The 22428-nt window shown below is 66.1% G+C and carries 23 protein-coding genes and 1 pseudogene; 15 read left to right on the top strand and 9 right to left on the bottom strand.

Annotation, left to right across the window (positions count from 1 at the left end; all coding sequences use genetic code 11):
- Positions 1-89 precede the first annotated feature (89 nt).
- A pseudogene (locus WAQ08_RS04435) lies at positions 90-1321 on the top strand (MFS transporter).
- A gap of 96 nt (positions 1322-1417) precedes the next feature.
- Positions 1418-3274, top strand: coding sequence for an amidohydrolase (locus WAQ08_RS04430; protein ID WP_422189426.1), 1857 nt, complete (start codon positions 1418-1420; stop codon positions 3272-3274).
- A 10-nt stretch (positions 3275-3284) separates the two neighbouring features.
- Here the strand turns inward: WAQ08_RS04430 and WAQ08_RS04425 are convergent, their stop codons facing one another.
- Positions 3285-3635 carry a hypothetical protein gene (locus WAQ08_RS04425; protein WP_422189425.1) on the bottom strand — a complete coding sequence of 117 codons (351 nt, stop codon included), beginning with the start codon at positions 3633-3635 and terminating at the stop codon, positions 3285-3287.
- A 92-nt stretch (positions 3636-3727) separates the two neighbouring features.
- Positions 3728-3949: a hypothetical protein gene (locus WAQ08_RS04420; protein WP_422189424.1), complete on the bottom strand. Its 222-nt coding sequence runs from the start codon at positions 3947-3949 to the stop codon at positions 3728-3730.
- Positions 3950-4124: 175 nt separating this feature from the next.
- Between WAQ08_RS04420 and WAQ08_RS04415 the strand changes: the two genes are divergently transcribed.
- The 8 genes from WAQ08_RS04415 to WAQ08_RS04380 all read left to right on the top strand — a co-directional run bounded on the left by WAQ08_RS04415 (position 4125) and on the right by WAQ08_RS04380 (position 13658).
- The gene (locus WAQ08_RS04415; RefSeq protein WP_422189423.1) at positions 4125-4640 is read left to right on the top strand and encodes a MarR family winged helix-turn-helix transcriptional regulator; all 516 of its coding nucleotides are present in this window, start codon (positions 4125-4127) and stop codon (positions 4638-4640) included.
- A 9-nt stretch (positions 4641-4649) separates the two neighbouring features.
- Positions 4650-5249, top strand: a complete 600-nt coding sequence (yfbR, locus tag WAQ08_RS04410; RefSeq protein ID WP_422189422.1) for a 5'-deoxynucleotidase — start codon at positions 4650-4652, stop codon at positions 5247-5249.
- Positions 5250-5284: 35 nt separating this feature from the next.
- On the top strand, positions 5285-6337 hold the full coding sequence (locus tag WAQ08_RS04405) for an LD-carboxypeptidase (RefSeq protein WP_422189421.1): 1053 nt from the start codon (positions 5285-5287) through the stop codon (positions 6335-6337).
- A gap of 40 nt (positions 6338-6377) precedes the next feature.
- On the top strand, positions 6378-8192 hold the full coding sequence (locus tag WAQ08_RS04400) for an extracellular solute-binding protein (protein WP_422189420.1): 1815 nt from the start codon (positions 6378-6380) through the stop codon (positions 8190-8192).
- Positions 8193-8197: 5 nt separating this feature from the next.
- Positions 8198-9241: a microcin C ABC transporter permease YejB gene (locus tag WAQ08_RS04395; RefSeq protein WP_422189419.1), complete on the top strand. Its 1044-nt coding sequence runs from the start codon at positions 8198-8200 to the stop codon at positions 9239-9241.
- Between the two features lie 10 nt (positions 9242-9251).
- Complete coding sequence (locus WAQ08_RS04390) at positions 9252-10331, top strand: ABC transporter permease (protein ID WP_422189418.1); 1080 nt, start codon at positions 9252-9254, stop codon at positions 10329-10331.
- A complete protein-coding gene (locus tag WAQ08_RS04385) occupies positions 10328-11962 on the top strand; it encodes an ABC transporter ATP-binding protein (RefSeq protein ID WP_422189417.1) in 1635 nt (544 codons plus the stop codon). The genes WAQ08_RS04390 and WAQ08_RS04385 overlap by 4 nt, the downstream gene beginning before the upstream one ends.
- A gap of 142 nt (positions 11963-12104) precedes the next feature.
- The gene (locus WAQ08_RS04380) at positions 12105-13658 is read left to right on the top strand and encodes a methyl-accepting chemotaxis protein (protein WP_422189416.1); all 1554 of its coding nucleotides are present in this window, start codon (positions 12105-12107) and stop codon (positions 13656-13658) included.
- Here the strand turns inward: WAQ08_RS04380 and WAQ08_RS04375 are convergent.
- Positions 13639-14190: an NADPH-dependent FMN reductase gene (locus tag WAQ08_RS04375; protein WP_422189415.1), complete on the bottom strand. Its 552-nt coding sequence runs from the start codon at positions 14188-14190 to the stop codon at positions 13639-13641. The two genes, WAQ08_RS04380 and WAQ08_RS04375, sit on opposite strands and share 20 nt — an antisense overlap.
- Positions 14191-14368: 178 nt before the next feature.
- Here WAQ08_RS04375 and arfB point away from each other — a divergent pair, with 178 nt between their 5' ends.
- Positions 14369-14788, top strand: a complete 420-nt coding sequence (gene arfB / locus WAQ08_RS04370; RefSeq protein ID WP_422189414.1) for an alternative ribosome rescue aminoacyl-tRNA hydrolase ArfB — start codon at positions 14369-14371, stop codon at positions 14786-14788.
- A 19-nt stretch (positions 14789-14807) separates the two neighbouring features.
- Here the strand turns inward: arfB and WAQ08_RS04365 are convergent, their stop codons facing one another.
- From WAQ08_RS04365 to WAQ08_RS04350, 4 genes are all read right to left on the bottom strand, one after another.
- On the bottom strand, positions 14808-15200 hold the full coding sequence (locus tag WAQ08_RS04365; RefSeq protein WP_422189413.1) for a tautomerase family protein: 393 nt from the start codon (positions 15198-15200) through the stop codon (positions 14808-14810).
- Positions 15201-15258: 58 nt separating this feature from the next.
- The gene (locus WAQ08_RS04360; RefSeq protein ID WP_422189412.1) at positions 15259-15675 is read right to left on the bottom strand and encodes a MarR family winged helix-turn-helix transcriptional regulator; all 417 of its coding nucleotides are present in this window, start codon (positions 15673-15675) and stop codon (positions 15259-15261) included.
- 104 nt (positions 15676-15779) lie between these two features.
- Positions 15780-16454, bottom strand: a complete 675-nt coding sequence (locus WAQ08_RS04355) for an MFS transporter (RefSeq protein ID WP_422189411.1) — start codon at positions 16452-16454, stop codon at positions 15780-15782.
- The gene (locus tag WAQ08_RS04350) at positions 16385-16858 is read right to left on the bottom strand and encodes an SDR family NAD(P)-dependent oxidoreductase (RefSeq protein ID WP_422189410.1); all 474 of its coding nucleotides are present in this window, start codon (positions 16856-16858) and stop codon (positions 16385-16387) included. Before WAQ08_RS04350 ends, WAQ08_RS04355 begins: the two co-directional genes overlap by 70 nt.
- A 101-nt stretch (positions 16859-16959) precedes the next feature.
- Between WAQ08_RS04350 and WAQ08_RS04345 the strand changes: the two genes are divergently transcribed.
- From WAQ08_RS04345 to kefC, 3 genes are read left to right on the top strand one after another with little or no spacing between them, the layout of a single operon-like run.
- Complete coding sequence (locus tag WAQ08_RS04345) at positions 16960-17319, top strand: winged helix-turn-helix transcriptional regulator (RefSeq protein WP_422189409.1); 360 nt, start codon at positions 16960-16962, stop codon at positions 17317-17319.
- Between the two features lie 18 nt (positions 17320-17337).
- Positions 17338-17952, top strand: a complete 615-nt coding sequence (locus WAQ08_RS04340) for an NAD(P)H-dependent oxidoreductase (RefSeq protein ID WP_422189408.1) — start codon at positions 17338-17340, stop codon at positions 17950-17952.
- 4 nt (positions 17953-17956) lie between these two features.
- Complete coding sequence (kefC, locus tag WAQ08_RS04335; protein WP_422189407.1) at positions 17957-19834, top strand: glutathione-regulated potassium-efflux system protein KefC; 1878 nt, start codon at positions 17957-17959, stop codon at positions 19832-19834.
- Here the strand turns inward: kefC and WAQ08_RS04330 are convergent.
- On the bottom strand, positions 19831-20517 hold the full coding sequence (locus WAQ08_RS04330) for an LON peptidase substrate-binding domain-containing protein (protein WP_422189406.1): 687 nt from the start codon (positions 20515-20517) through the stop codon (positions 19831-19833). The two genes, kefC and WAQ08_RS04330, sit on opposite strands and share 4 nt — an antisense overlap.
- Before the next feature lie 99 nt (positions 20518-20616).
- Between WAQ08_RS04330 and WAQ08_RS04325 the strand changes: the two genes are divergently transcribed.
- On the top strand, positions 20617-21540 hold the full coding sequence (locus WAQ08_RS04325; protein ID WP_422189405.1) for a metallophosphoesterase: 924 nt from the start codon (positions 20617-20619) through the stop codon (positions 21538-21540).
- Positions 21541-21569: 29 nt separating this feature from the next.
- Here WAQ08_RS04325 and fabI read toward each other — a convergent pair whose 3' ends face one another.
- Complete coding sequence (gene fabI / locus WAQ08_RS04320) at positions 21570-22358, bottom strand: enoyl-ACP reductase FabI (RefSeq protein WP_422189404.1); 789 nt, start codon at positions 22356-22358, stop codon at positions 21570-21572.
- Between the last annotated feature and the right edge of the window lie 70 nt (positions 22359-22428).

The following is a 22428-nucleotide window of genomic DNA, read 5'->3' as shown; positions in this document are numbered from 1 at the left end:
GCGTATAGCCATTGTGCGCCTGGTGGGGCTACACAGCAAATCCCCAGGGGATCACACTGCCTCCATTCTGTTGATTCGAGGTGATTACCATGTCAAACATTCGTGATGTGCATGATGAGGCGGCGACGGGGCTGCCCCTGTCCTTGATCCTCCTGATGGCCAGCGGGGCTGGCCTGGCGGTGGCGTCGCTGTACTACAGCCAGCCCATGCTGGGCGTGCTGGGGGGGATATCGGTGCGTCCGCGCAAGCCACCGGTTTCGTGCCGACGCTGACCCAACTGGGCTATGCGCTGGGCATCCTGCTGCTGGCGCCGCTGGGCGACCGGTTCGATCGCCGCCGCATCATCCTGATCAAGGCGGCAGTGCTTTGCACGGCCTTGCTGGTGGCCGGCGCCTCGCCCGGCGTTGGCGTGTTGCTGGTGGCCAGCCTGGTCGTGGGCGTGTCGGCCACCATGGCGCAGGACATCGTGCCAGCCGCGGCCACCCTGGCGCCAGAACACAGCCGGGGCAAGGTGGTGGGCACGGTGATGACCGGGCTGCTGCTGGGCATCCTGTTGTCGCGCGTGGTCAGCGGGTTTGTGGCGGAGCACTTCGGCTGGCGTGCCATGTTCCTGGCGGCGGCGGCCAGCATCGCCTTGATCGGCGTGGCCGCCTGGCGCGGTCTGCCACGCTTCAAGCCCACCACGCAACTGGCTTATGCGCGCCTGATCGCTTCGCTGGGCCATCTGTGGAAGCGCCATGCCGATCTGCGCCGTGCCAGCTGGGCCCAGGGCTTGCTGTCGGTGGGCTTCAGTGCCTTCTGGTCGACCCTGGCGGTGATGCTGCATGGTGAACCCTTCCACCTGGGGGCCGCTGCGGCGGGTGCCTTCGGCCTGGCGGGTGCGGCAGGAGCGCTGGCAGCGCCCATCGCCGGCCGGCTGGCTGATCGCAAGGGGCCGGAACTGGTCACCCGCCTGGGCGCTGGCCTCGTGGTGCTGTCCTTTGCCGTCATGGCGCTGGCGCCTTGGCTGCCGGTGCAGGGGCAACTGGCGCTGCTGGTGGTCGCGGCCATCGGCTTCGACCTGGGCATCCAGGCCACGCTGATCGCTCACCAGACCATCGTCTATGGCATCGACCCTGGCGCCCGCAGCCGCCTGAACGCGGTGCTGTTCACCAGCATGTTCATCGGCATGGCCGTGGGCTCGGCGTTGGGCGCGGTGTTCCTGGCACGGTGGGGATGGACGGCCATCATCGCCCTGGCGACGGCATCGTCCATCGCGGCACTGGTCGTGCGCTTGTGGGGTGCTTCGCAGGCACCCGCTGGTGCGCGCCTTGTCCGATGAGCCGAAGCGAGCGGGGCCAGTGGTGTGTCAAATGGGCTGGGCTTCCTGCACACTCGGGGGCCGACATGGCCAGCAGACCCCAGCACGACGCGTGACATGAGCCCCACCATCGCCGACACCCTCTTCATCAACGGTCGCATCACCACACTGGACCGTGCACAGCCTGAAGCCCAGGCCATCGCCGTCAAGGATGGCGAGATCCTGGCCGTGGGCAGCGATGCCGACGTCCTGCGCCATGCAGGCCCTGCCACCACGCGCATCGACCTGCAGGGCCGCCGCGTGGTGCCCGGCCTCAACGACAGCCATACCCACCTGATCCGCGCGGGCCTGAACTACAACATGGAGTTGCGCTGGGATGGCGTGCCGTCGCTCTCCGATGCGCTGACCATGCTGCGCGAGCAGGCGCAGCGCACGCCGGCGCCGCAGTGGGTGCGCGTGGTGGGCGGCTTTGCCGAGTTCCAGTTCCCCGAGAAGCGCCTGCCCACGCTGGACGAGATCAACGATGCCGCGCCCGACACGCCCGTCTTCATCCTGCACCTGTACGACCGTGCCCTGCTCAATGCCGCGGCGCTGCGCGTGGTGGGCTACACCCGCGATACGCCCAATCCGCCCGGTGGTGAGATCCAGCGCGATGCCAACGGCAACCCCACAGGCCTGCTGATCGCCCGGCCCAACGCCACCATCCTGTACGCCACGCTGGCCAAGGGCCCCAGGCTGAACCCGGATGACCAGCTCAACTCCACGCGGCTGTACATGCGCGAGCTCAACCGGCTGGGCCTGACCTCGGTGATCGACGCGGGCGGGGGCTTTCAGAACTATCCGGATGATTACCAGGCCATCCAGCACCTGGCCGATGCGGGCGAGCTGACTGTGCGCATCGCCTACAACCTGTTCACGCAAAAGCCCAAGGCCGAAAAAGACGACTTTGTGAACTGGGCCAGGCTGCTCAAGCCCGGTGATGGCGATGGCTACCTGCGCCACAACGGCGCGGGTGAGATGCTGGTGTTCAGCGCGGCCGATTTCGAGGATTTCCGCGAGCCGCGCCCCGACCTGGTCGCCACCATGGAACAGGAGCTGCTGGAAGTGACCCGCGTGCTGGCCACCAACCGCTGGCCCTTCCGCATCCACGCCACCTACGACGAATCCATCACCCGCATGCTCGACGTGTTCGAGCGCGTGCACGCCGAGATCCCGCTCACGGGCCTGAACTGGTTCATCGACCACGCCGAGACCATCAGCGAGCGCAACATCGACCGCATCAAAGCATTGGGCGGCGGCATCGCTATCCAGCACCGCATGGCCTTCCAGGGCGAGTACTTCGTTGAGCGCTATGGCGCGCAAGCGGCCGAACAGACCCCACCGGTGCAGAAGATGCTGGCCGCCGGTGTGCCCGTGGGCATGGGCACGGATGCCACGCGCGTGGCCAGCTACAACCCCTGGGTGGGGCTGCACTGGCTGGTCACCGGCGAGACGGTCGGCGGCACGCGCCTGTACCCGCAGCGCAACCTGCTGGACCGGCACACGGCCTTGCGCCTGTACACCGAAGGCAGCGCCTGGTTCTCGACCGAGAGCGGCCGCAAGGGCTTGATCAAGGCGGGGCAGTACGCCGATTTCATCGCCCTGTCGGATGATTACTTCGGCATCCCGGAGGCGCGCATCAAGGATCTGAGCGCCGTGCTCACCGTGGTCGGCGGCAAGGTGGTGCACGGCGATGAGGATTTCAAGCCGCTCGCGCCCCCGCTGCCCACGCCCAGCCCGGACTGGTCGCCCGTGGGACGCTACAGCCGGTTGTCCGTTCCGGGCTCGGTACAGGCCAGCCAAGCGGCTGCGGCCTGTTGCGCCACACCGTGCGGTGTGCATGGGCACCGCCACCTGTTCGCTGCCTTGTCCAGGCCGCCGGTGGGTGATCTGGGCTCGTTCTGGGGCGGGCTGGGTTGCGGGTGCGCGTTCTGATCCGCCGGGCTCAGGGTTGAGTTTGACCGCGACAAGCCTGTGCCGATTGACGCATCACGGACTGTGCCGCCTCCAGCTGCTGAGGCGTGGCCGCGGACAGCGAGGTGTTGAGCACGTCGTCCGGCATGGCATCGGCCACGCGCCGCGCGTAGCAGGCACAGAACTCGCGGATGGCCGCATCGGTCTGGGCTGCCTGGGTCGGGTCGGCGCGTTGGCTCTGTATGCAGCGGTCCACGGTGCGTGCGGCGAACTGGTCGCGTTGTTCTCGCGATACCTGTGCCTGGGTCACGGTGGTGGCCAGCATCAGCGCGCTCAACAAAATGGCAGCCCGTGGGGGCAGGGCAGTGCGGATCATGTTCATGGCGTCTCCCGAAAGGTCATTGAGTATCAGGATGGCATGAGCGGCATGACCCCGTCGGTGACCTTGTTGCCCGCGCGTACTGCCCGGCGCTTTCAGGGCCCGAAGTCGTCTGCGGGATCGTCCACGACGACGCCATGGTCGTCCACTTCCATGTTCCACAGCCGGCCATCCGATGCAATCACCTGGGCGCGGCTGTAGGGGCAGGCATGTGCCAGCGCTTGACGGGCCTGCACCAAGGCCAGCGCCAGGGTCGGTTGGCCCGAGGGCGGGCGGGGCGGATCTTCGAAGAACAGGATGGTGTAATGCGTTGCCATCGGTCTGACCTCCTGGCTGTCCTTGTACCCCAGTACCGCCTGGCGGGCCAGTGCTATAGTCCCGCAACACCAGGGGATATGTGGTCGCGAGCCCGTTGGCGCACGTCTCCCCCTATCTGAAGAACAAACACACCACGCGGCTGGACGGTCTCATCCGCTTCCGGTCGCCTTGTTCATGAGCGCACGCCGAACATCCCCGCCCGAGGTGTACCTTCCTCCCTCCGAGGACATCCCCTTCAACCCCCGGGTGCCCGGCATCGACTACGGGGTGCTCGACAGGCTGCTGGGCTATGCCGTGCGCCGTGCGCAGATCGTGCAGTACGAGCTGTTCATCGCGGGGCTGGCCCGCTGGAACATCACGCCGCCGCGCTTTTCCGCCATGGTGATCATCTCCCGCAACCCGGATCTCAAGCTCACCGAGCTGGCTGATGTGCTGGGCATTGCCCGTTCGGGCGCCGTGGCGCTGATCAACTCGCTCGAAGGCATGGGCTATGTGCGCCGCGTGCCGTGCCCCACGGACAAGCGCGCCCTCGGGCTGCAGCTCACCGATCAGGGCCGAGCCGATCTGCAGGCCATCACCGAGGCCGTGGAGGCTTCCGACCGGCGCGGGGCCCAGGCCTTGACCGAAGCGGAGCAGGCACAACTGCTCGCACTGCTGGCCAAGATCGCCGGCAGCGGCGCTAACGCTTGAGCGTTGCCCATGGCTACGCCGCCGGTCAGCCCGTTCTACGCGCACCTGTCGCGCCTGCGCTTCATCAAGCGCTGGGGCCTGATGCGCAATGCCACCGAAGAAGACGTGGCCCAGCACAGCTGGGAAGTGGCCGTGCTGGCCCATGCGCTGGCCCTGATCGCCCGCGATGTGCTGGGCAAGCCCATCGACCCCAACGCCGTGGCCACGCGCGCGCTTTTTCATGACGCCACCGAGGCCATCACGGGCGATCTGCCTACACCCGTGAAATACTCGCCGGCCATGCGCCAGGCCACGGCCCACCTGGAAGATCAAATCGGCCAGGAAATGATCAAGCTGCTGCCTGCGCCTTTGCAGCCGGGCGTGCAATCGGCCATGGACCACACGCAGTGGCCCGAGCACGAAGCCCAACTCGTCAAGGCCGCCGACCGCCTGGCCGCCTGGCTCAAATGCCGTGCCGAACTGCGCTATGGCAACCGCGAGTTCGAGCAGGCGGCTCAGCAGATCGAACGCAAGATCCTCGAACACATGCTGCCCGAGGTGCGCTACTTTCTGGACACCTTCGGCCCCGCCTACGACCTCACACTCGATTCGCTGATGCGTGGCGAGTGAGGTCAGGCGCCCCTGAACCCTTGTTGTACCGACCCATGCCTGCACGCTCCGCCGCCAAGAAGCCCGCTGCCCCAGCCCAGGATCAGCACGATCACAACCATGGTCATCAACATGGCCCTGCTTGCGGCCCGGCGTGCGGGCACGATCACGAGCGGCCTCGCCGTCTGACCGTGTTCAGCCCGGCTGGTGTCGTGGCCAAGGCCGGCAACGCCCGCAAGGCCATCAAGCGGCTCAAGGCCCTCGGTTTTAATGCCTCGCTGGACCTCAATGCCCTGAGCAAGCACCAGCGCTTTGCGGGCGATGACGATGTCCGCCTGGCGGCGCTGCACCGTGTGGCCCAGGATTCGCCCGATGTGGCCCTGGCTGCCCGTGGTGGCTACGGCTTGATGCGCCTGCTGGACCGCATCGACTGGCCACTGATCGCGCGCAGCGTGGAGCGCGGCACTGCCTGGGTGGGCTACAGCGATGTCACCGCCTTCCAGCTGGCGGCCCTGGCGCACAACGCTGCGGGCTCGGCCAACACGCCGCACGGCGTCACGGCCGGCGTGTGGGCCGGCCCCATGGCCTGCGGTGATTTCGGCAATGATGAACACCCCGACGGTGGGGACGACATCACCCAGGAGTGCTTTGTGGAGGCCATGACCGGCCAGCTCGAAGCCGTGGGCTTTCGCACCGAGGCCGGTTTCGATGGCCTGGAAGCGGGCGGCCGCCTGTGGGGCGGCAACCTGTCCATCCTGCAGGCCCTGCTGGGTACGCCGCATTTCCCCAAGATCCGCAACGGCGTCCTCTTCCTGGAGGATGTGAACGAGCACCCCTACCGCATCGAACGTGCGCTGCTGCAGCTGCATCAGGCCGGTGTGCTGGATCAGCAAAAGGCCATTCTGCTGGGGGCCTTCACCGACTACAACAAGTCCCCGCTGGACAGGGGCTACACCATCAAGTCGGCCATCGAGCACCTGCGTGGCCTCACGCGCACGCCGATCCTCACCGGCCTGCCCTTTGGCCACGTGCCCACCAAGCTCTCACTTCCGCTGGGGCGGAAAGTGAATGTGGCGGTTCAGGGACGCGATGTCTTCGTGATGTGGTGACGGGGCAGCAGGCCCTTGAGGATGGTGCAGAATCAACGGCATGCGTTTGTTCTGGACCTTCCTCCTGTTCAGTGCCTGCCTGCCCGCCTGGGCTGACCACGCCTATGCGCTGTTCGGGGACATCAAGTACCCGCCCGGCTTCACTCACTTCGAGTACGTCAACCCGGATGCGCCCAAGGGTGGCCAGATCACGCTGGTGCCGCCCCTGCGCATCACCAACTTCGACAAGTACAACCCCTTCACCCTGAAGGGCAACGCGCCGCCCGACCTGGGCGAGCTGGTCTTCGAGACCCTGCTCACCGGCAACCTGGACGAGCCGACCACCTCCTATGGCCTGCTGGCCGAGGACATCGAGGTGGCTGCCGACAAGCGCTCGGCCACCTTTCGCCTGAACCCCAAGGCGCGTTTTCACAATGGCGATGCCGTGCTGGCCGTCGATGTGAAAAGCTCGTTCGACCGCCTGATGAGCAAGCAGGCCGCGCCGGCCTTCCGCTCCGTGTTCGGTGAGATCCAGGGCGTCACCATTGTCGACCAACGCACCGTGCGCTTCGATTTCAAGCGCGCCAACGCCGAGCTGCCACTGCTGGCTGGCTCCATGCCCGTCTTCAGCCACAAGTGGGGGATGGGCAAGGACGGCAAGCTCAAGCCTTTCGACCAGATCATCACCGACATCCCCATCGCCTCGGGGCCCTACCGCATCGGCCGCGTCAACTTCGGCAAGGACATCACCTACGAGCGTGACCCCAATTACTGGGCCCGTGACCTGAACGTGCGCAAGGGGCACTACAACTTCGACCGCATCACCGAGAAGGTCTACCAGGACGACACGGCCAAGCTCGAGGCCTTCAAGGCCGGTGAGTTCGACATGGTCCAGGTGTTCTCGGCCCGTGAATGGGCGCGCCGCTACATCGGTGCCAAGTTCGACAGCGGTGAGCTGGTGCGCCGCGAACTCAAGCACCACAACGCTTCTGATTTCCAGGGTTACTTCCTGAACACGCGCCGGGCCAAGTTCAAGGACCCCCGTGTGCGCCGCGCCCTCAACCTGGCGATGGACTACGAGTGGATGAACCGCCAGCTGTTCTTCAACGCCTACACACGGGTCAAGGGCTACTTTGGCGATGGCGATTTCGAGGCGCGTGACCTGCCCGGCCCTGACGAGCTGGCGCTGCTGGAGCCCCTGCGCAAGCACCTGCGCCCTGAGCTGTTCACCCAGCCCGTGCCGTTGCCGCCCAACACCAACCCGCCTGGCAGCCTGCGGGCCAACCTGCGCGAAGCCCGCCGTCTGCTGGCCGAGGCGGGCTGGACCTACCGCGATGGCGCGCTGCGCAACGCCGAGGGTGTGATCTTCGAGGTGGAGTTCCTGGAAAGCACCAGCAGCATGGCCCGCGTGCTGACGCCTTACATGCAGAACCTGGCCAAGCTGGGCATCACCGCACGCTACAAGATGACGGATTTTGCGGTGCTGCAAAAGCGCATGGATGTCTTCGACTACGACATCACCATCAATCGTCTGTTGGGCAGCCTGGCGCCTGGCAACGAACTGGTTGATCGCTTCAGTTCCAAGTCGGCTGACATCGAAGGTTCCAACAACATCCTGGGCATCAAGAACCCGGCGGTGGACGCGCTGCTGGACAAGGTGATCAGCGCGCACAGCCGCCCCGAGCTGGCCGCGGCGCTCAAGTCGCTGGACCGCGTGCTGCGTTTCGAGCACCTCACCGTCACCCATTGGCACTCGCCCACGCACCGGGTGGCCTACTGGAATCATCGCTTCGCCGAGCCATCGGTGATGCCGCTGTACTACCAGCCTGAAAACTGGATCCTGTCCACCTGGTGGGCCAAGCAACCCGGGAAGTGACGCCCATGTGGTCCTACATCCTCAAGCGCATGCTGCTGATGATCCCGACCCTGCTGGGGGCTCTGGCCATCACCTTCGGGGTGATCCAGTTCGTGCCTGGCGGCCCGGTGGAGCAGATGGTGGCCCAGTTGCGGGGGCAGGGCGGTGGCGGGGGCGAGGCTGCAGGCTCCAGCGGCGCCGGCTACCGTGGCCGCCAGGGCGTGGATGCCGCCCAGATCGAAGAGATCAAGAAGCTCTACGGTTTCGACAAGCCGCCCCATGAGCGCTTCGTGCAGATGGTCGTCTCCTTCGCCAAGTTCGACCTGGGCAAGAGCTTCTTCCACCACCAGGACGTGTGGGGCCTGATCAAGGAAAAACTGCCCGTGTCCATCACGCTGGGCCTATGGACCTTCGTGCTCAGTTACCTGATATCGGTGCCGCTGGGCATTGCCAAGGCGGTGCGTGCCGGCAGCCGCTTCGACCTGGTCACCAGCATCATCGTGCTGTTCGGCTATGCCATCCCGGGCTTCGTGCTGGGCGTGCTGCTGCTGGTGCTGTTCGGTGGCGGCACCTTCCTGGCCTGGTTCCCGCTGCGCGGGCTCACGTCGCCCAACTGGGATGAACTGAGCCTGTGGGGCAAGGTGGTGGATTACCTGTGGCACATCGCGCTGCCGGTCACGGCCAGCGTGGTGGGCAGCTTTGCCACGCTGACCATGCTGACCAAGAACGCCTTCCTCGAAGAGATCCGCAAGCAGTACGTGATCACCGCGCGGGCCAAGGGCCTGGAAGAGCGCCGCGTGCTGTGGAAGCACGTGTTCCGCAACGCGCTGATCCCCATCATCACGGGCTTTCCGGCGGCCTTCATCGGGGCCTTCTTCACGGGCGCGCTGCTGATCGAAACCCTGTTCTCGCTCGACGGGCTGGGCTTGCTGGGCTATGAATCCGTGATCCGGCGTGACTACCCGGTCGTGCTGGGCACCTTCTACCTCTTCACGCTGATCGGGCTGCTCACCAAGCTGGTCAGCGACCTGTGCTACGTCTGGGTCGACCCCCGGGTGAAGTTCGACTGACGGGACGGACATGAGCCAAACCACCTCTGCGCCCATGCCCACTGCCGCCGCTTCCCAGGCCTCATCAACATCGCCTGCGCGCCGCGCCTGGCTGCGCTTCAAGCGCCACCGCCTGGGCTACTGGAGCCTGATCATCTTCAGTGTGCTGGTGGTGATCAGCCTCTTCGCCGAGGTGCTGTCCAACGACAAGCCCCTGATCGCGCGCTACAACGGCCACTGGTACGCGCCCATCTTCCAGGATGTGCCCGAGACCGCGTTCGGCGGTGATTTCGACACGCCCACGGATTACCTCGATCCCTTCATCGTCGAGCAGTTCGACAAGCCGGGCAACTTCGCGCTGTATCCGCCCAACCGCAATCACTTCAACACCATCAACTACTTCGCCAAGGAGCCCAACCCGTCGCCGCCCTCCAGCGACAACTGGCTGGGCACCGATGACCGGGGGCGCGACGTGCTGGCCCGGTTGCTCTACGGCTTCAGGGTGTCGGTGCTTTTCGCGCTGGCGCTGACGGCGATCGGGGTGGTGCTGGGGGTGCTCACCGGCGCCATCCAGGGCTTCTACGGCGGGCGCACGGACCTGACCTTCCAGCGCCTGATCGAGATCTGGGGCTCCATGCCCGAGCTCTATCTCCTGATCATCTTCGCATCGGTGTTCGACCCCAGCGTGGGCCTGCTGTTGGTGCTGCTCAGCCTGTTCGGATGGATGGGCTTGTCCGATTACGTGCGCGCGGAGTTCCTGCGCAACCGCCAGCTTGATTACGTGCGCTCCGCACGTGCATTGGGCCTGAGCAATGGCCAGATCATTTGGCGGCACGTGCTCCCCAACAGCCTCACGCCCGTGGTCACCTTCCTGCCGTTCCGCATGAGCGCGGCGATCCTGGCATTGACCTCGCTGGATTTCCTGGGCCTGGGCGTGCCGCCTGACACGGCCAGCCTGGGCGAGCTGCTCAACCAGGGCAAGAACAACCTGGATTGCTGGTGGATCGTGGTGTCGACCTTCGTGGTGCTGGTCACGACCCTGCTGCTGTTGACCTTCATGGGCGATGCCCTGCGCGATGCGCTCGACCCCCGCAAGGAGATGAACGCATGAGCGGCCTTGCTGATCAGGGCGCTCGCCCATTGCTGTCCGTGCGTGACCTTCGAATCGGTTTTGGGGACAAGACCGTGGTCAAGGGCGTGAGCTTTGACATCCGCCCCGGTGAAAAGCTGGCGCTGGTGGGCGAATCGGGCTCGGGCAAGACCATCACGGCGATGAGCCTGCTGCGCCTGGTGCCCCAGGCCTGGGCCACGGGCCGCGCAGTGCTCGATGTCGCGCCCGAAGGGCCGCGCGAACTGCTGACCTTGCCCGAGCGTACCTTGCGCGGCATCCGTGGGCAGGATGTGGCGGTGATCTTCCAGGAGCCCATGACGGCGCTCAACCCGCTGTTCACCATCGGCGACCAGATTGCCGAGGTGGTGGAGCTGCACCAGGCCTTGTCCAAGGCGCAGGCCTGGCGGCGTGCCGTGGATCTGCTGGACAGCACCGGCATCCCCGAGCCCGAGCGACGCGCGCGATCTTTTCCGCACCAGCTTTCCGGCGGCCAGCGTCAACGCGCCATGATCGCCATGGCCCTGGCCTGCGAGCCCAAGCTGCTGCTGGCGGACGAGCCCACCACCGCGCTCGATGTGACCTTGCGCCAGCAGATCCTGGACCTGCTGGCCGATCTGCAGCGACGCCATGGCATGGCCGTGCTGATGATCACGCACGACCTGAACCTGGTGCGCCGCTTCGCCGACCGCGTGGCCGTGATGGAGCATGGCGTGCTGGTGGAGCAGGGCGCCGTGGCCGATGTGTTCGCCCAGCCCAAGCATGCCTACACGCGCAAGCTGCTGGACAGCAAGCCGGTGCGCGATGTGATCGAGCCCTCACCTGACGCGGCCCCTTTGATCGAGGCCCGCGGCCTGCGCGTGAGCTACCCCGTGCCCAGGCCGGGCATCCAGGGCTGGTTCAAGTCGGGGGAGTTCGTGGCCGTGAAGGGTGCGGATTGGCGCCTGAACGCTGGCCAGACCCTGGGTGTGATCGGTGAATCGGGCTCAGGCAAGTCCACGCTGGCCCTGGCCGCGCTGGGCCTGCAACCGGCTACAGGCGTGCTGCAGGTGCAAGGCCAGGCCTGGCAGTTCAAGCCCCAGCCCGACAAGCCCCTGCGCCGCATCGTGCAGGTGGTGTTCCAGGACCCGTTCTCATCTCTTTCGCCCCGTTTGACGGTTGGCGAACTGGTGGAAGAGGGCCTGGGCATCCATCACCCCAACTTGACCGAGGCACAGCGGCGCGAGCGTGTGCTGGCCACCCTGGCCGATGTCGGCCTGACGGAGGCGGCATTCCCCCGCTTGCTGGAGCGCTACCCGCACGAGTTCTCCGGTGGGCAGCGGCAGCGCCTGGCCCTGGCCCGCGCGCTGATCGTCGAGCCTTCGGTGCTGGTGCTTGACGAGCCGACCAGCGCGCTCGATGTGACCATCCAGAAGCAGGTGCTGGCCCTGCTGCAGCGCCTGCAGCGCGAGCGTGGCCTGAGCTACCTCTTGATCACGCACGATGTGGACGTAGTGGCTGCCATGGCCCACCACGTCATCGTGATGAAGGACGGTGACATCGTCGAGGCAGGGCCGGCCGCCCAACTGCTGGCATCGCCCACGCACCCCTACACGCGGACCTTGCTGGCTTCTGCCAGTGCGCCCGCAGCCTGAATTTTCACCTGCTGGCATCAAGTCGTTTCCCCGATCTGTCGATAAGGACAGACCGGCTGTGCAGTCCTGAGTCGCGCCACGGTCGCATCCGCCCCGGCGCTGATGGGCCGGCCAGCTCACACAGCAGAAACACGAGGGTGCCATGGACTTTTTCAGACATCTCAAGCTGGGCACGCGCCTGGCAATAGGCTTCGCCGCTTTGATCCTGCTCAGCCTGATCGCGGCCGGGGTAGGGGTTCAGCGGATCAGGGCGGTGGATGCCATCACCGATCAGCTGGGCGGCCAGGATGCCGAGATGCTGGTGCTGAGCCAAAGCTGGGCCCGCGCCATCGAAGCCAACACCGCACGCACCTGGGTGCTCTTCTTCGCCACCGACGAGGCCGCCGTGGCTCGCGTGAAGGATGAGCTCAAGGTCACGGTGGCAGCCACCACCGAGCGCATCAAGCGCATGAACGAACTGGCGAACACCGACGAGGCCCGCCGCCTGATCGAGGTGATCACCACGCAGCGCGAGGCTTTCCAGTCACAGCGCAATGCCCTGCTCAAGCGCAAGGACGCGGGTGAGAACGTCAACGCCGAGGTGCTCGACAAGGTGTTCCCGGCGGCCAAGGCCTACCTCGATGCCGTCGAGAAGCTGGCCGACTACCAGCAGGATTTCATGGCTCAGACCCGTGAAGAGGCCAGCACGGTGGCGCGCCAGGGCATCACCGCCCTGATCATCGGCACGCTGCTGGCCGCCTTGGCCGGTGGCTTGCTGGCCTGGTGGCTGACGCGTTCAGTGGTGTTGCCCGTGCGCCGTGTGCAGGCCGCGGCCGAAGCCATCGCCAATGGAGATCTGAGCGTTCAGGTCCAGACCGACAGCCATGACGAGATCGGGCAGCTCACGCAGGCCATGGGGCACATGGTCGAATCCCTGCGCGGCATCGTCGCCTCGGTGCGCAACAGCTCGGATTCCATCGCCACGGGTTCGGCCCAGATCGCCACCGGCAATGCCGACCTGTCTCAGCGCACCGAAGAGCAGGCCAGCAATCTGCAGGAAACGGCCGCGTCGATGGAACAGCTCACGGCCACCGTGAAGCAGAACGCCGAGACGGCCCGTGAGGCGTCTCAACTGGCCACCAATGCTTCGGCCGTGGCCGTGGATGGCGGTGCGGTGGTGGGCCAGGTGGTCGCCACGATGGAAGACATCACCACCAGCTCACGCAAGGTGGCCGACATCATCGGCGTGATCGACGGCATCGCTTTCCAGACCAACATCCTGGCGCTCAATGCCGCGGTGGAAGCCGCGCGGGCGGGTGAGCAGGGCCGTGGCTTTGCCGTGGTGGCCGGCGAGGTACGCTCCTTGGCGCAACGCAGCGCCCAGGCCGCGCGGGAGATCAAGAGCCTGATCGGCGAGAGCGTCGAGAAGGTGGAGAACGGCTCACGCCTGGTGCACACCGCCGGCGAGACCATGAGCAAGGTGGTCAACCAGGTTCAGCGCGTGTCCGACCTGATCGGCGAGATCACCACCGCCAGCCTGGAGCAGAGCACGGGCATCGGCCAGATCGGTGATGCCGTGAACCAGCTCGATCAGGTCACGCAGCAGAACGCCGCGCTGGTGGAGGAATCGGCCGCGGCGGCCGAAAGCCTCAAGCACCAGGCCGCGCAACTGGCCCAGGCGGTGTCGGTGTTCCGGCTTAGCCCGAGTGGCGTTTGACCCAGGCCACGTACTGGTCCACCCAGCCCTGCAGGAACTGCTTGCTGCCTTCGCCGACGTTGCCGTCGGCATCGAACAGCCCGTCCTTGGCCTGGATGAAGGCCTCGGGCTGGCCCAGGGTGGGCACATCCAGGTAGGCCAGGATATTGCGCAGGTGCTGCTGTGCCAGCGCGGTGCCAATGGCCCCGACGGACACGCCGATCACGCCGGCCGGCTTGCCCTTCCACACGCTCTGCCCATAGGGGCGTGAGGCGTGGTCCAGCGCGTTCTTGAGCACGCCGGGGATGGAGCGGTTGTACTCGGGCGTGAAGAACAGCAGGCCCTGGGCCGCGCTGATCTCGGATTTCAGGCGCTTGACCGACTCGGCCGGTGAGCCGTCGTCATCCTGGTTGTACAGCGGCAGATCGCCGATCTCGACCAGCTTGAACGTGAACTCCGGCGGCGCCAGCTTGGTCAGCGCATGCGCCAGTTTGCGGTTGAAGGAGTCGCGGCGTAGGCTGCCGACGACCACGGCGATCTGGTACTGGGCCATTCAAATCTCCAGGAACGTGGATGGTGAAACGATCGACGTCTTGAGCGCGTCTGCAGGCAGCGGGACCAGATCACTATAAGCGTTGGCGCTGCATGTGCCATCTGGCTTTGGCAAAGCCTCAGCCGGCGCAGGGATGCGGCCGCCATGGCCTACAGTGCTGCCCAGGACCACAGACACCATGAAGCCCCCAGCCCCCCTCATTGCCCTGCGCGAAGACGAGATCGAGCTCTCGGCCATCCGTGCCCAGGGCGCGGGCGGACAAAATGTCAACAAGGTGTCCAACTCGGTGCACCTGCGTTTCTCCATCCCGGATTCCAGCCTGCCGGAGGTGATCAAGGAACGGTTGATGGCCTTGAGCGACCAGCGCATCACGCAGGATGGCGTGGTCGTGATCAAGGCGCAGACCAGCCGCAGCCTGGAGCAGAACCGTGCCGAAGCGCTCGAACGCCTGCAGGCCCTGGTGGACAGCGTGGCCGTGCCACCCAAGAAGCGCAGGCCCACGCGGCCCACGCTGGCGTCCAAGAAGCGCCGGCTGGAGGGCAAGGCCAGCCGGTCCGGCGTGAAGCGCCTTCGGGGCAAGGTGTCGGGCGGGGATTGAGCCCGGCGCTGTCGTTCCCTCAGGCGTGCTGGTAGCGCCACTCCTGCGTGCGGCCGCCATAACCGTAGGCCGCGGCCCGCACATCCTGCACGTAGATATAGCTCTCCTCATGCAGATCGCCCAGCAGGGCCGCGAAACCATCGAAGGCCTCGCGGATGTACTGGGCCTTCTCGGCCTTGGTGTTGGTCTCGTCTGTGATCTTGATGTCGAAGTAGACGCTGTGCTTGCCTTGCTCGGCCAGCGTGCGCCCGCCCACGATCCAGTCCTCGCGGGGAACGTAATCGATGGCGATGGCCGTGACCTTCGGATCCTTGTGCAGGATGCGGGTGGTCAACTCCAGCAGCAGGCTGGCGATGCGCTGGGTGGTTTCGGGGCTGCGCGTGGCGCTGACTTTCACGTTCAGGATGGGCATGATCGGGCTCCGTTTGAAAATAATTCGCTATACAACTATTTGGGTTTTGAAAATGCACTCATTCCAAGGCTGAACGCACGCCTTTGATCTGGCTGACCGTGTCGGTGAAGTGCTGTGCGCCCAGAACCTTCTTGAGCCGGGCGGTGACGGCACCGCTGGCCTCGTTGAGAGCGGCCTTGATCTTCATGGCCTGAGGCGTGGGGAAGAGGGCGACTTCGCGGCCGTCGCTGCCTGCCTTGTGGCGCTCGACATGGCCCTTGGCCTCCAGGTGGTCCAGCGCCCGCGTGGCCGTGGAGCGGGAGATCGACAAGGCATCTGACAGTTCACGTTGCAACAGGCCTGGGCGGTCCAGCAGGGCGCGCAGCATGAAGGCCTGCGATGGCGTGAGCCCGAAGGGCGCAAAGGCGTCGGACCACTCCTTGTCCAGCCGGCGGGCCAGGGCCGAGGTGTTGAAGTACAGGCATTGATCGAACATGGCCGCAGTGTAATGGTAATTAATTCGCTATACAACTAGTTGCCTGAGCCGCTTTCAAGTCGATGCCGAAGAAGATCTATGGCAGACGGTTCAAAGTGCGGAGCTCAGTCGTTGGAAGGAGCCGTGGCGTTGGAGGTGGGCAAAGTGGCGCTCGTTGATGAGAAGGGCATCCGCGATTGCCGCAGTTTCAGGGCGCAGCCCATCATGATCCCGGCGCTTGCCAGTGCGAACAGGCACACACCCAGCCAGCCGCCGTGCTCCCAGAACCAACCCCTGATCGACCCCAGCACGCTGGAGCCCAGGTAGTAGGCCAGCAGGTAGAGCGAGGCCGCATGCCCCTTGTGCGCACCGGCCATGCGCCCCACCCAGCCACTGGCCACGGCATGGGTCATGAAAAAGCCGATGGCCAGGATCACGATGCCGCCGATGGCACCGATCAGGTGGGGCCACAAGGTCATCAGCACGCCCACCGTGGTGGTCAACACGCCCGCAATCAGCACGGGTGCTTGCCTCAGCTTGTCGGCCATGCCGCCAGCCGCCGAGGACGCTGCCATGCCGAACACGTAGGCACAGAAGATCAGGCCGATCTGCGTGGGGCTCAGCCCGAAGGGCGGCGCCAGCAGCCGAAAGCCCGCATCGTTGTAGATCGTGACGAACACGCCCGTGCACTGGCAGCCCACCATGAACAGCAGGGGCAGGGCCGGGTCGGTCAGTTGGCCGCACCAGATGCGCAGACGCCGCTCTGCGGCAGCCCGATGTGCGCGCTGACCGAGCCGCACAGGATCACCGACGAGGGATTGGCCAGCAGCGGCAGCAGCGTCTGCAGCAAAAAGAAGGGCCCCTTGAGGTTGGTGGTCATCAACTGATCGTAGGTGGCTTCGTCCCAGGCTTCGACCGGGCGGTGGGTTACATCGCCTGCGTTCACGAAGACGGCATCCAGCCGGGGCCAATGCTCACGCAGTTGCCGGGCCAATGCCGCCTGGTCCTCAAGCCGGCCGGCATCGCTGTGCAGCAGCAGGGCCTGTGGCCCCAGGCTTTGCCCAGCGGCCTTCAGTGCGGCTTCGTTGCGCCCGGTGATGGCCACATGGGCACCTTCGGCCAGGAAGCGGCGCGCTGTTTCCAGCCCGATGCCGCCCGTGCCGCCGGTGATGAGGGTGTACTTGTCATGGAGTCTGCCAGCCATGGCCGTGTGCCTTCGCAAGGGTGTCGATGGCCCATTGTTGATCCATTGGTATGCAATGTATAGTAGGCACCGTTTGGATACTAATGAGGCGCCAGGAAACCATGCCAATTGATGATGCAACCCATGCCGTGGCGCGCTGCCCCATGGTGCGCTTCGTCGATCTGGTGTCCGGCAAATGGGCCATCCCCATCCTCTACCGGCTGATCCTGATCGATGCGCCGGTACGCTTCGGTGAGTTGCAGCGCGCCGTGGCCCCCATCACGCAGAAGGAGCTCACGCGCCAGTTGCGTGCCTTCGAGCAGCGTGGCCTGGTGCACCGCAAGGTCTACGCCGAAGTGCCGCCCCGTGTCGAATACCACGTCACCCCGTTGGGCAAAACCCTGCGCAAGCCCCTGGCCTCGCTGGCCGCCTGGATGGAAACGCACGCGGGCGATCTCGAAGACGCCAAAGACACGGCCTGAGAAATCCTGATCCACACCATGCCCGAAGCCCCCCGCATCCTTGTCCTGGCTGCCCACCCGGATCTGCGCCATTCCCGCGTCAACCATCGGCTCCTGCAGGCCGCGGCCAGCGTGGGCTCGCAGGTCCAGGTGCGTGACCTGTACGCCCTGTACCCCGATTTCGACATCGACGTGTCAGCCGAGCAGGCCTTGCTGGCCAATGCCGATCTGATCGTGTGGCAGCACCCTCTGCACTGGTACAGCATGCCACCCCTGATGAAGCTCTGGCTCGATGAGGTGCTGGCGCACGGTTGGGCCTATGGTCATGATGGGCATGCCTTGCGCGGCAAGGACCTGTGGCTGTCAGTGAGCACCGGTGGGCCGGCGTCCGCCTACCACCCGCAGGGCTACAACCGCTACTTCTTCGACGCCTTCGTGCCGCCGTATGAACAGACGGCCGCCCTGTGCGGGCTGCGCTTCCTGCCACCGCTGGTGCTGCATGGCGCCCATGCCGTGAGCGAGGCTGATCTGCAGGCGCATGCCGATGTCTACCAGCAGCGCCTGGCCAGCTACCCGCAGTGGCCCGAAATGGCGGAATTGGGCGATTGCCCGGAGTGCCGCGTGCCCGACACCGATCGCCCGCAGGAGGCCTGAGACCATGGAACACAGCAACTGGCTGGCAGCGGCCCTGGTCTACCTGGGCGCGGCCATCATCGCGGTGCCCCTGGCCAAGAAGCTCGGCCTGGGTTCCATCATCGGCTACCTGGCGGCCGGCATCGCCATCGGCCCCTTCGGGCTGGGCCTGGTGCGGGACACGGAATCCATCCTGCACGTGGCCGAGTTCGGTGTGGTGCTCATGCTCTTCCTGATCGGGCTGGAGCTGGAGCCTCCCAGGCTGTGGGCTTTGCGTCGGCCCATCTTCGGCTGGGGCAGCGTGCAATTGTTGGGCTGCGCCGCGGTGCTGGGCGGTGTCGCGCTGGCCTGTGGCGTGTCCTGGCCGGTGGCGGTGGTGGCTGCGTTGGGCCTGGCGCTGTCGTCCACGGCCGTGTCCCTGCAGGTCATGCACGAGCGCAATCTGCTGGGCACCTCCGGTGGGCAGGCGGGCTTTGCCATCCTGCTGTTCCAGGATGTGGCCGCCATTCCCATTCTGGCGCTGATTCCCTTGCTGGGCACGCATGCCGCGGCCGCGGGCAACCCGTGGGTCGAGGCGCTCAAGGCGGTCGGCGTCATCGTTGGCATCGTGGTGCTGGGGCGCCTGCTGTTGCGCCATGCCTTGCGCTGGGTGGCCCGCAGCCAATCCACCGAGATCTTCACGGCCGCAGCGCTGGCGCTGGTGGTGGGCATCGCCAGCCTGATGCAGGCGGTGGGCCTGTCGATGGCGCTGGGCGCCTTCCTGGGTGGTGTGCTGCTGGCCGAGAGCGAATACAAGCGCGAGCTGGAGACCGATGTCGAGCCCTTCAAGGGCTTGCTGCTGGGCCTGTTCTTCATGGCGGTGGGCATGTCCATCGATTTCTCGGCGCTATGGGCGCAGGCCGGCTGGGTGGCGGCGCTGCTGGTGGGCTTCCTGGCAGCCAAGGCACTGGTGCTGTGGTTGCTGGGCCGGGCGGTAGGCGTGCCGGCTGGCGAGCGCCCGGTGTTCACCTTGCTGCTGGCGCAAGGCGGCGAGTTCGCCTTCGTGGTGTTCCAGCAGGCGGCGGGTGAACAACTGCTCAGCCCGCAGGCCACCTCCATCCTGATCGGTACGGTGGCCTTGTCCATGCTGGTGACGCCTTTGCTGCTGGTGCTGGTGGACCGCTGGGGGCGCCGCACCTCGGCCTCGCAAGGCGCGGCGCAGGCTGCTGACCACGCGCTGGCCGAGCCGCAGGAAGCGCCCATCATCATCGCTGGCTTCGGCCGCTACGGCCAGGTGGTGGGGCGCCTGCTTTACGCCAATGGCCTGAAGGCCACCGTGCTGGACCACGATGCCGAACAGGTGGCGGCCCTGCGCCGCTTCGGGTTCAGGGTGCACTACGGCGATGCCACGCGGCTGGATCTGCTGCGCATCGCCGGTGCGGCATCCGCCCGGGTGCTGGTGGTGGCCATCGACGACGTGGAGCAAAGCCTCAAGCTGGTCGACATCGCCCGTGAGCACTTCCCGGGCTTGAGCATCGTGGCGCGCGCCCGCAATGTGCAGCATTGGTATGCCTTGCGTGACCGTGGCGTGCAGCTGATCGAGCGTGAAACCCTGGACGCCGCCCTGATGAGCAGCCGCAGCGTGCTGGAGCTGATGGGGTGGCCGCCTTACCAGGCGCGCCAGTTGGCCAAGCGCTTCAGGCGTCATTCCGTGGCGCAGCTCGAGCGCATGTGGCCGCACCACCGTGACGAGGGCATGATGGTGTCCATGGCCAAGCAGGGCCGCCAGCAACTCGAGGAACTGTTCGCGCAGGAGCGCGAGCAGGCGCGCGAGGATCAGCGTCGTCGGCAGCGTCAGGGCTGGGGTGATGCGCCCACACCCACGCCATCACCGAAGGCGGAGCCGCCGGCAGCAGGGGGCTAGTGCGGCACCCGGATTCCCAGGCGTTCGAGCATGTCGTTGACCAGCTCCAGCCGCAGCAAGGGGTTGTCCAGCACCATGCAGCGCTGCTTGATGTCGCTCGACACCGGCAGCAGTTCGCACCAGCGGTTGGCCAGCCAGCCGCAATCGTCCCAGTGGTAGGGCTCCTGCAGAGGTAGGTCTCCCAGGCCTTCGGGGCGGGCCGACAGGTTGTCCACCAGGTGCTGCAGGGCCTGCATGGCGGGCAATAGGTCATCGGGCACCGGCACGATCGGGTCTTGCGGCAGCAATTCGATTTCGCCCATCCACAGGCCGTGCCGCAATTGCTCGCTGGTGCGCAGCTTGAAGCGTTGCGTGCCCGTGCAGCGCACCATCATCAGGCCTTGCTGAGGCCGGTCCAGTTCATCGATGGTGGCCAAGGTGCCCACCATGTGGAATGCCTCGGGGGCATAAGCCGGGGCGCCTGAGCCATTGCCCGCGCTGGGGCGTCGTGGCACGCGCACCTCGCCACCGCGCGTCAGGCACACCACGCCGAAGGGGGTGCCCGCCGCATGGCAGCGCGCGATCATGTCCAGGTAGCGCACCTCGAAGATGCGCAGGGGCAGGCGCCCGCCCGGGAACAACACCGTCTGCAGCGGGAACAGCGGGATGCGCGTGACCAGCGAGGAGGAGGCGGGGGCAACCATGCAGCCCATTGTCCGCCTTGGCGCCGATTGGGCAAGGGCAGCCGGCAAGAGCCTGTTCCATCCATGGGAACTCTGACACGCGCTGCCGCTCTGTTACCCATGCTGCTACCTGTTCCCGCTTACGAACCCGTGTCCTTGTCCTTGTCCTGGTATCTGAAACTTGCCTTGTTGTGGAGCAGCTGGCTGAGCTGGCCCTTGCTGGCTTGGCAGGGCTGGCGCTTGTGGCGCCTCGGGGCGAGCTGGTCATGGGGGCGCAGGGCGGGCGCCGTGGTGGTGCTGGCGGCCTTGCTGGTCTTCATCGATGCGCGCTTCATCGAGCGCTACCGGATCACGGTTCAGGAGACGGCCATCCCCATTGGCGTGCCGGCCCGGGTGGCCCTGATTTCAGACCTGCACCTGGGGCTTTACAAATCGCCGGCTTACCTGGAGCGGGTGGTTGATCGGCTCAACGAGCTCAAACCGGATGCCGTGCTGATCGCGGGCGATCTGACCGGCGAGCCTGACCAGAACCTGACCACGTTGCTGGCGCCCCTCAAGCGCCTGACCATGCCAGCCTACTCGGTGCCGGGCAACCATGATGAACAGCGCCCCGGCCCCCGGCTGGAGCGCGAGCTTCACCAGACCCTGGTGTCCCTGGGCGTGACGCCGGTCGAGTACACGCATGCCGACCTGGGCAGCTTCACGCTGGTAGGCATGGGTGATCGCTGGGCGGGCAAGGACGGCATCGCGCCCGTGCAGGCGGCGCCCCATGACAAGCCCATCGTGGTGCTGATGCACAACCCGGATTCGGCCATGCAGCTGGAGCCGGGCATGGCCAGGCTGGTGCTGGCCGGGCACACGCACGGCGGCCAGATTCGGCTGCCGGGTCTGTACAAGAAGGTGATTGACAGCGAGAACGGTTTCGACCGGGGGCTGCACGACTGGGCCCCCGTGCCGGTCTACGTCACCTCGGGCATGGGCGAAAGCCGTGTGCCCTTGCGCTGGCTGGTGCCGCCGGTGATCGACATCATCGACCTGCGCTGAGCGCAGGCGGCAGCTGTGCGATCAGGCGATCAGCCCAGTTCGCTCAGGCCACCCATGACGTGGCTGAAGCCGGCATCCACATAGGTGATTTCGGCCGTCACGCCCGCGGACAGGTCCGACAGCATGAAGGCGGCCACGTTGCCCACGTCGTCGATGGTGACGTTGCGGCGCAGAGGGGCGTTCTGCTCGACCACGTCCAGGATCTTGCTGAAACCCTTGATGCCCGAGGCGGCCAGGGTCTTGATCGGGCCAGCCGAGATGCCGTTGGCACGGATGCCCTTGGGGCCCAGGCTGGCGGCGGTGTAGCGCACGCTGGCTTCCAGTGAGGCTTTGGCCAGGCCCATGGTGTTGTAGGCCGGCACGATCCGTTCGGCGCCCAGGTAGGTCAGGGCCAGCAGGGCGGCCTTGTCGTTCAGGTAGGGCAGGGCAGCCTTGGCCAGCGCCGGGAAGCTGTAGCTGGAGATGTCGTGCGCCACGCGGAAGCCTTCACGCGACAGGCCTTCCAGGAAATCACCGGCGATCGCCTCGCGGGGGGCGAAACCGATGGAGTGCACGAAGCCGTCGAACTTGGGCCAGGTCTTGGCCAGATCGGCAAACAGCGCCTCAATCTGCTCGTCGCTGCCCACGTCGCAGTCGAAAATCAGGGTCGAATCGAATTCCTTGGCAAATTCGGTGATCCGGTCCTTGAAACGCTCGCCCACGTAGCTGAAGGCCAGCTCGGCCCCCTCGCGCTTGCAGGCCTTGGCGATGCCGTAGGCGATGGAGCGGTTGGACAGCAGTCCGGTGATCAGCAGTCGTTTGCCGGCGAGAAATCCCATGAGGTCTCCAGGAGAGGATGGCTAAAACGGGGCGGATTGTGGCACGCGCATGGCCGTCCGCCTGAATTTG

This window comes from Aquabacterium sp., assembly GCF_049274795.1.
Classification (GTDB): Bacteria; Pseudomonadota; Gammaproteobacteria; order Burkholderiales; family Burkholderiaceae_C; genus Aquabacterium.
The sequence above is the reverse complement of the archived record's forward strand: the minus strand, read 5'-3'. Positions and strand labels throughout refer to the sequence as shown.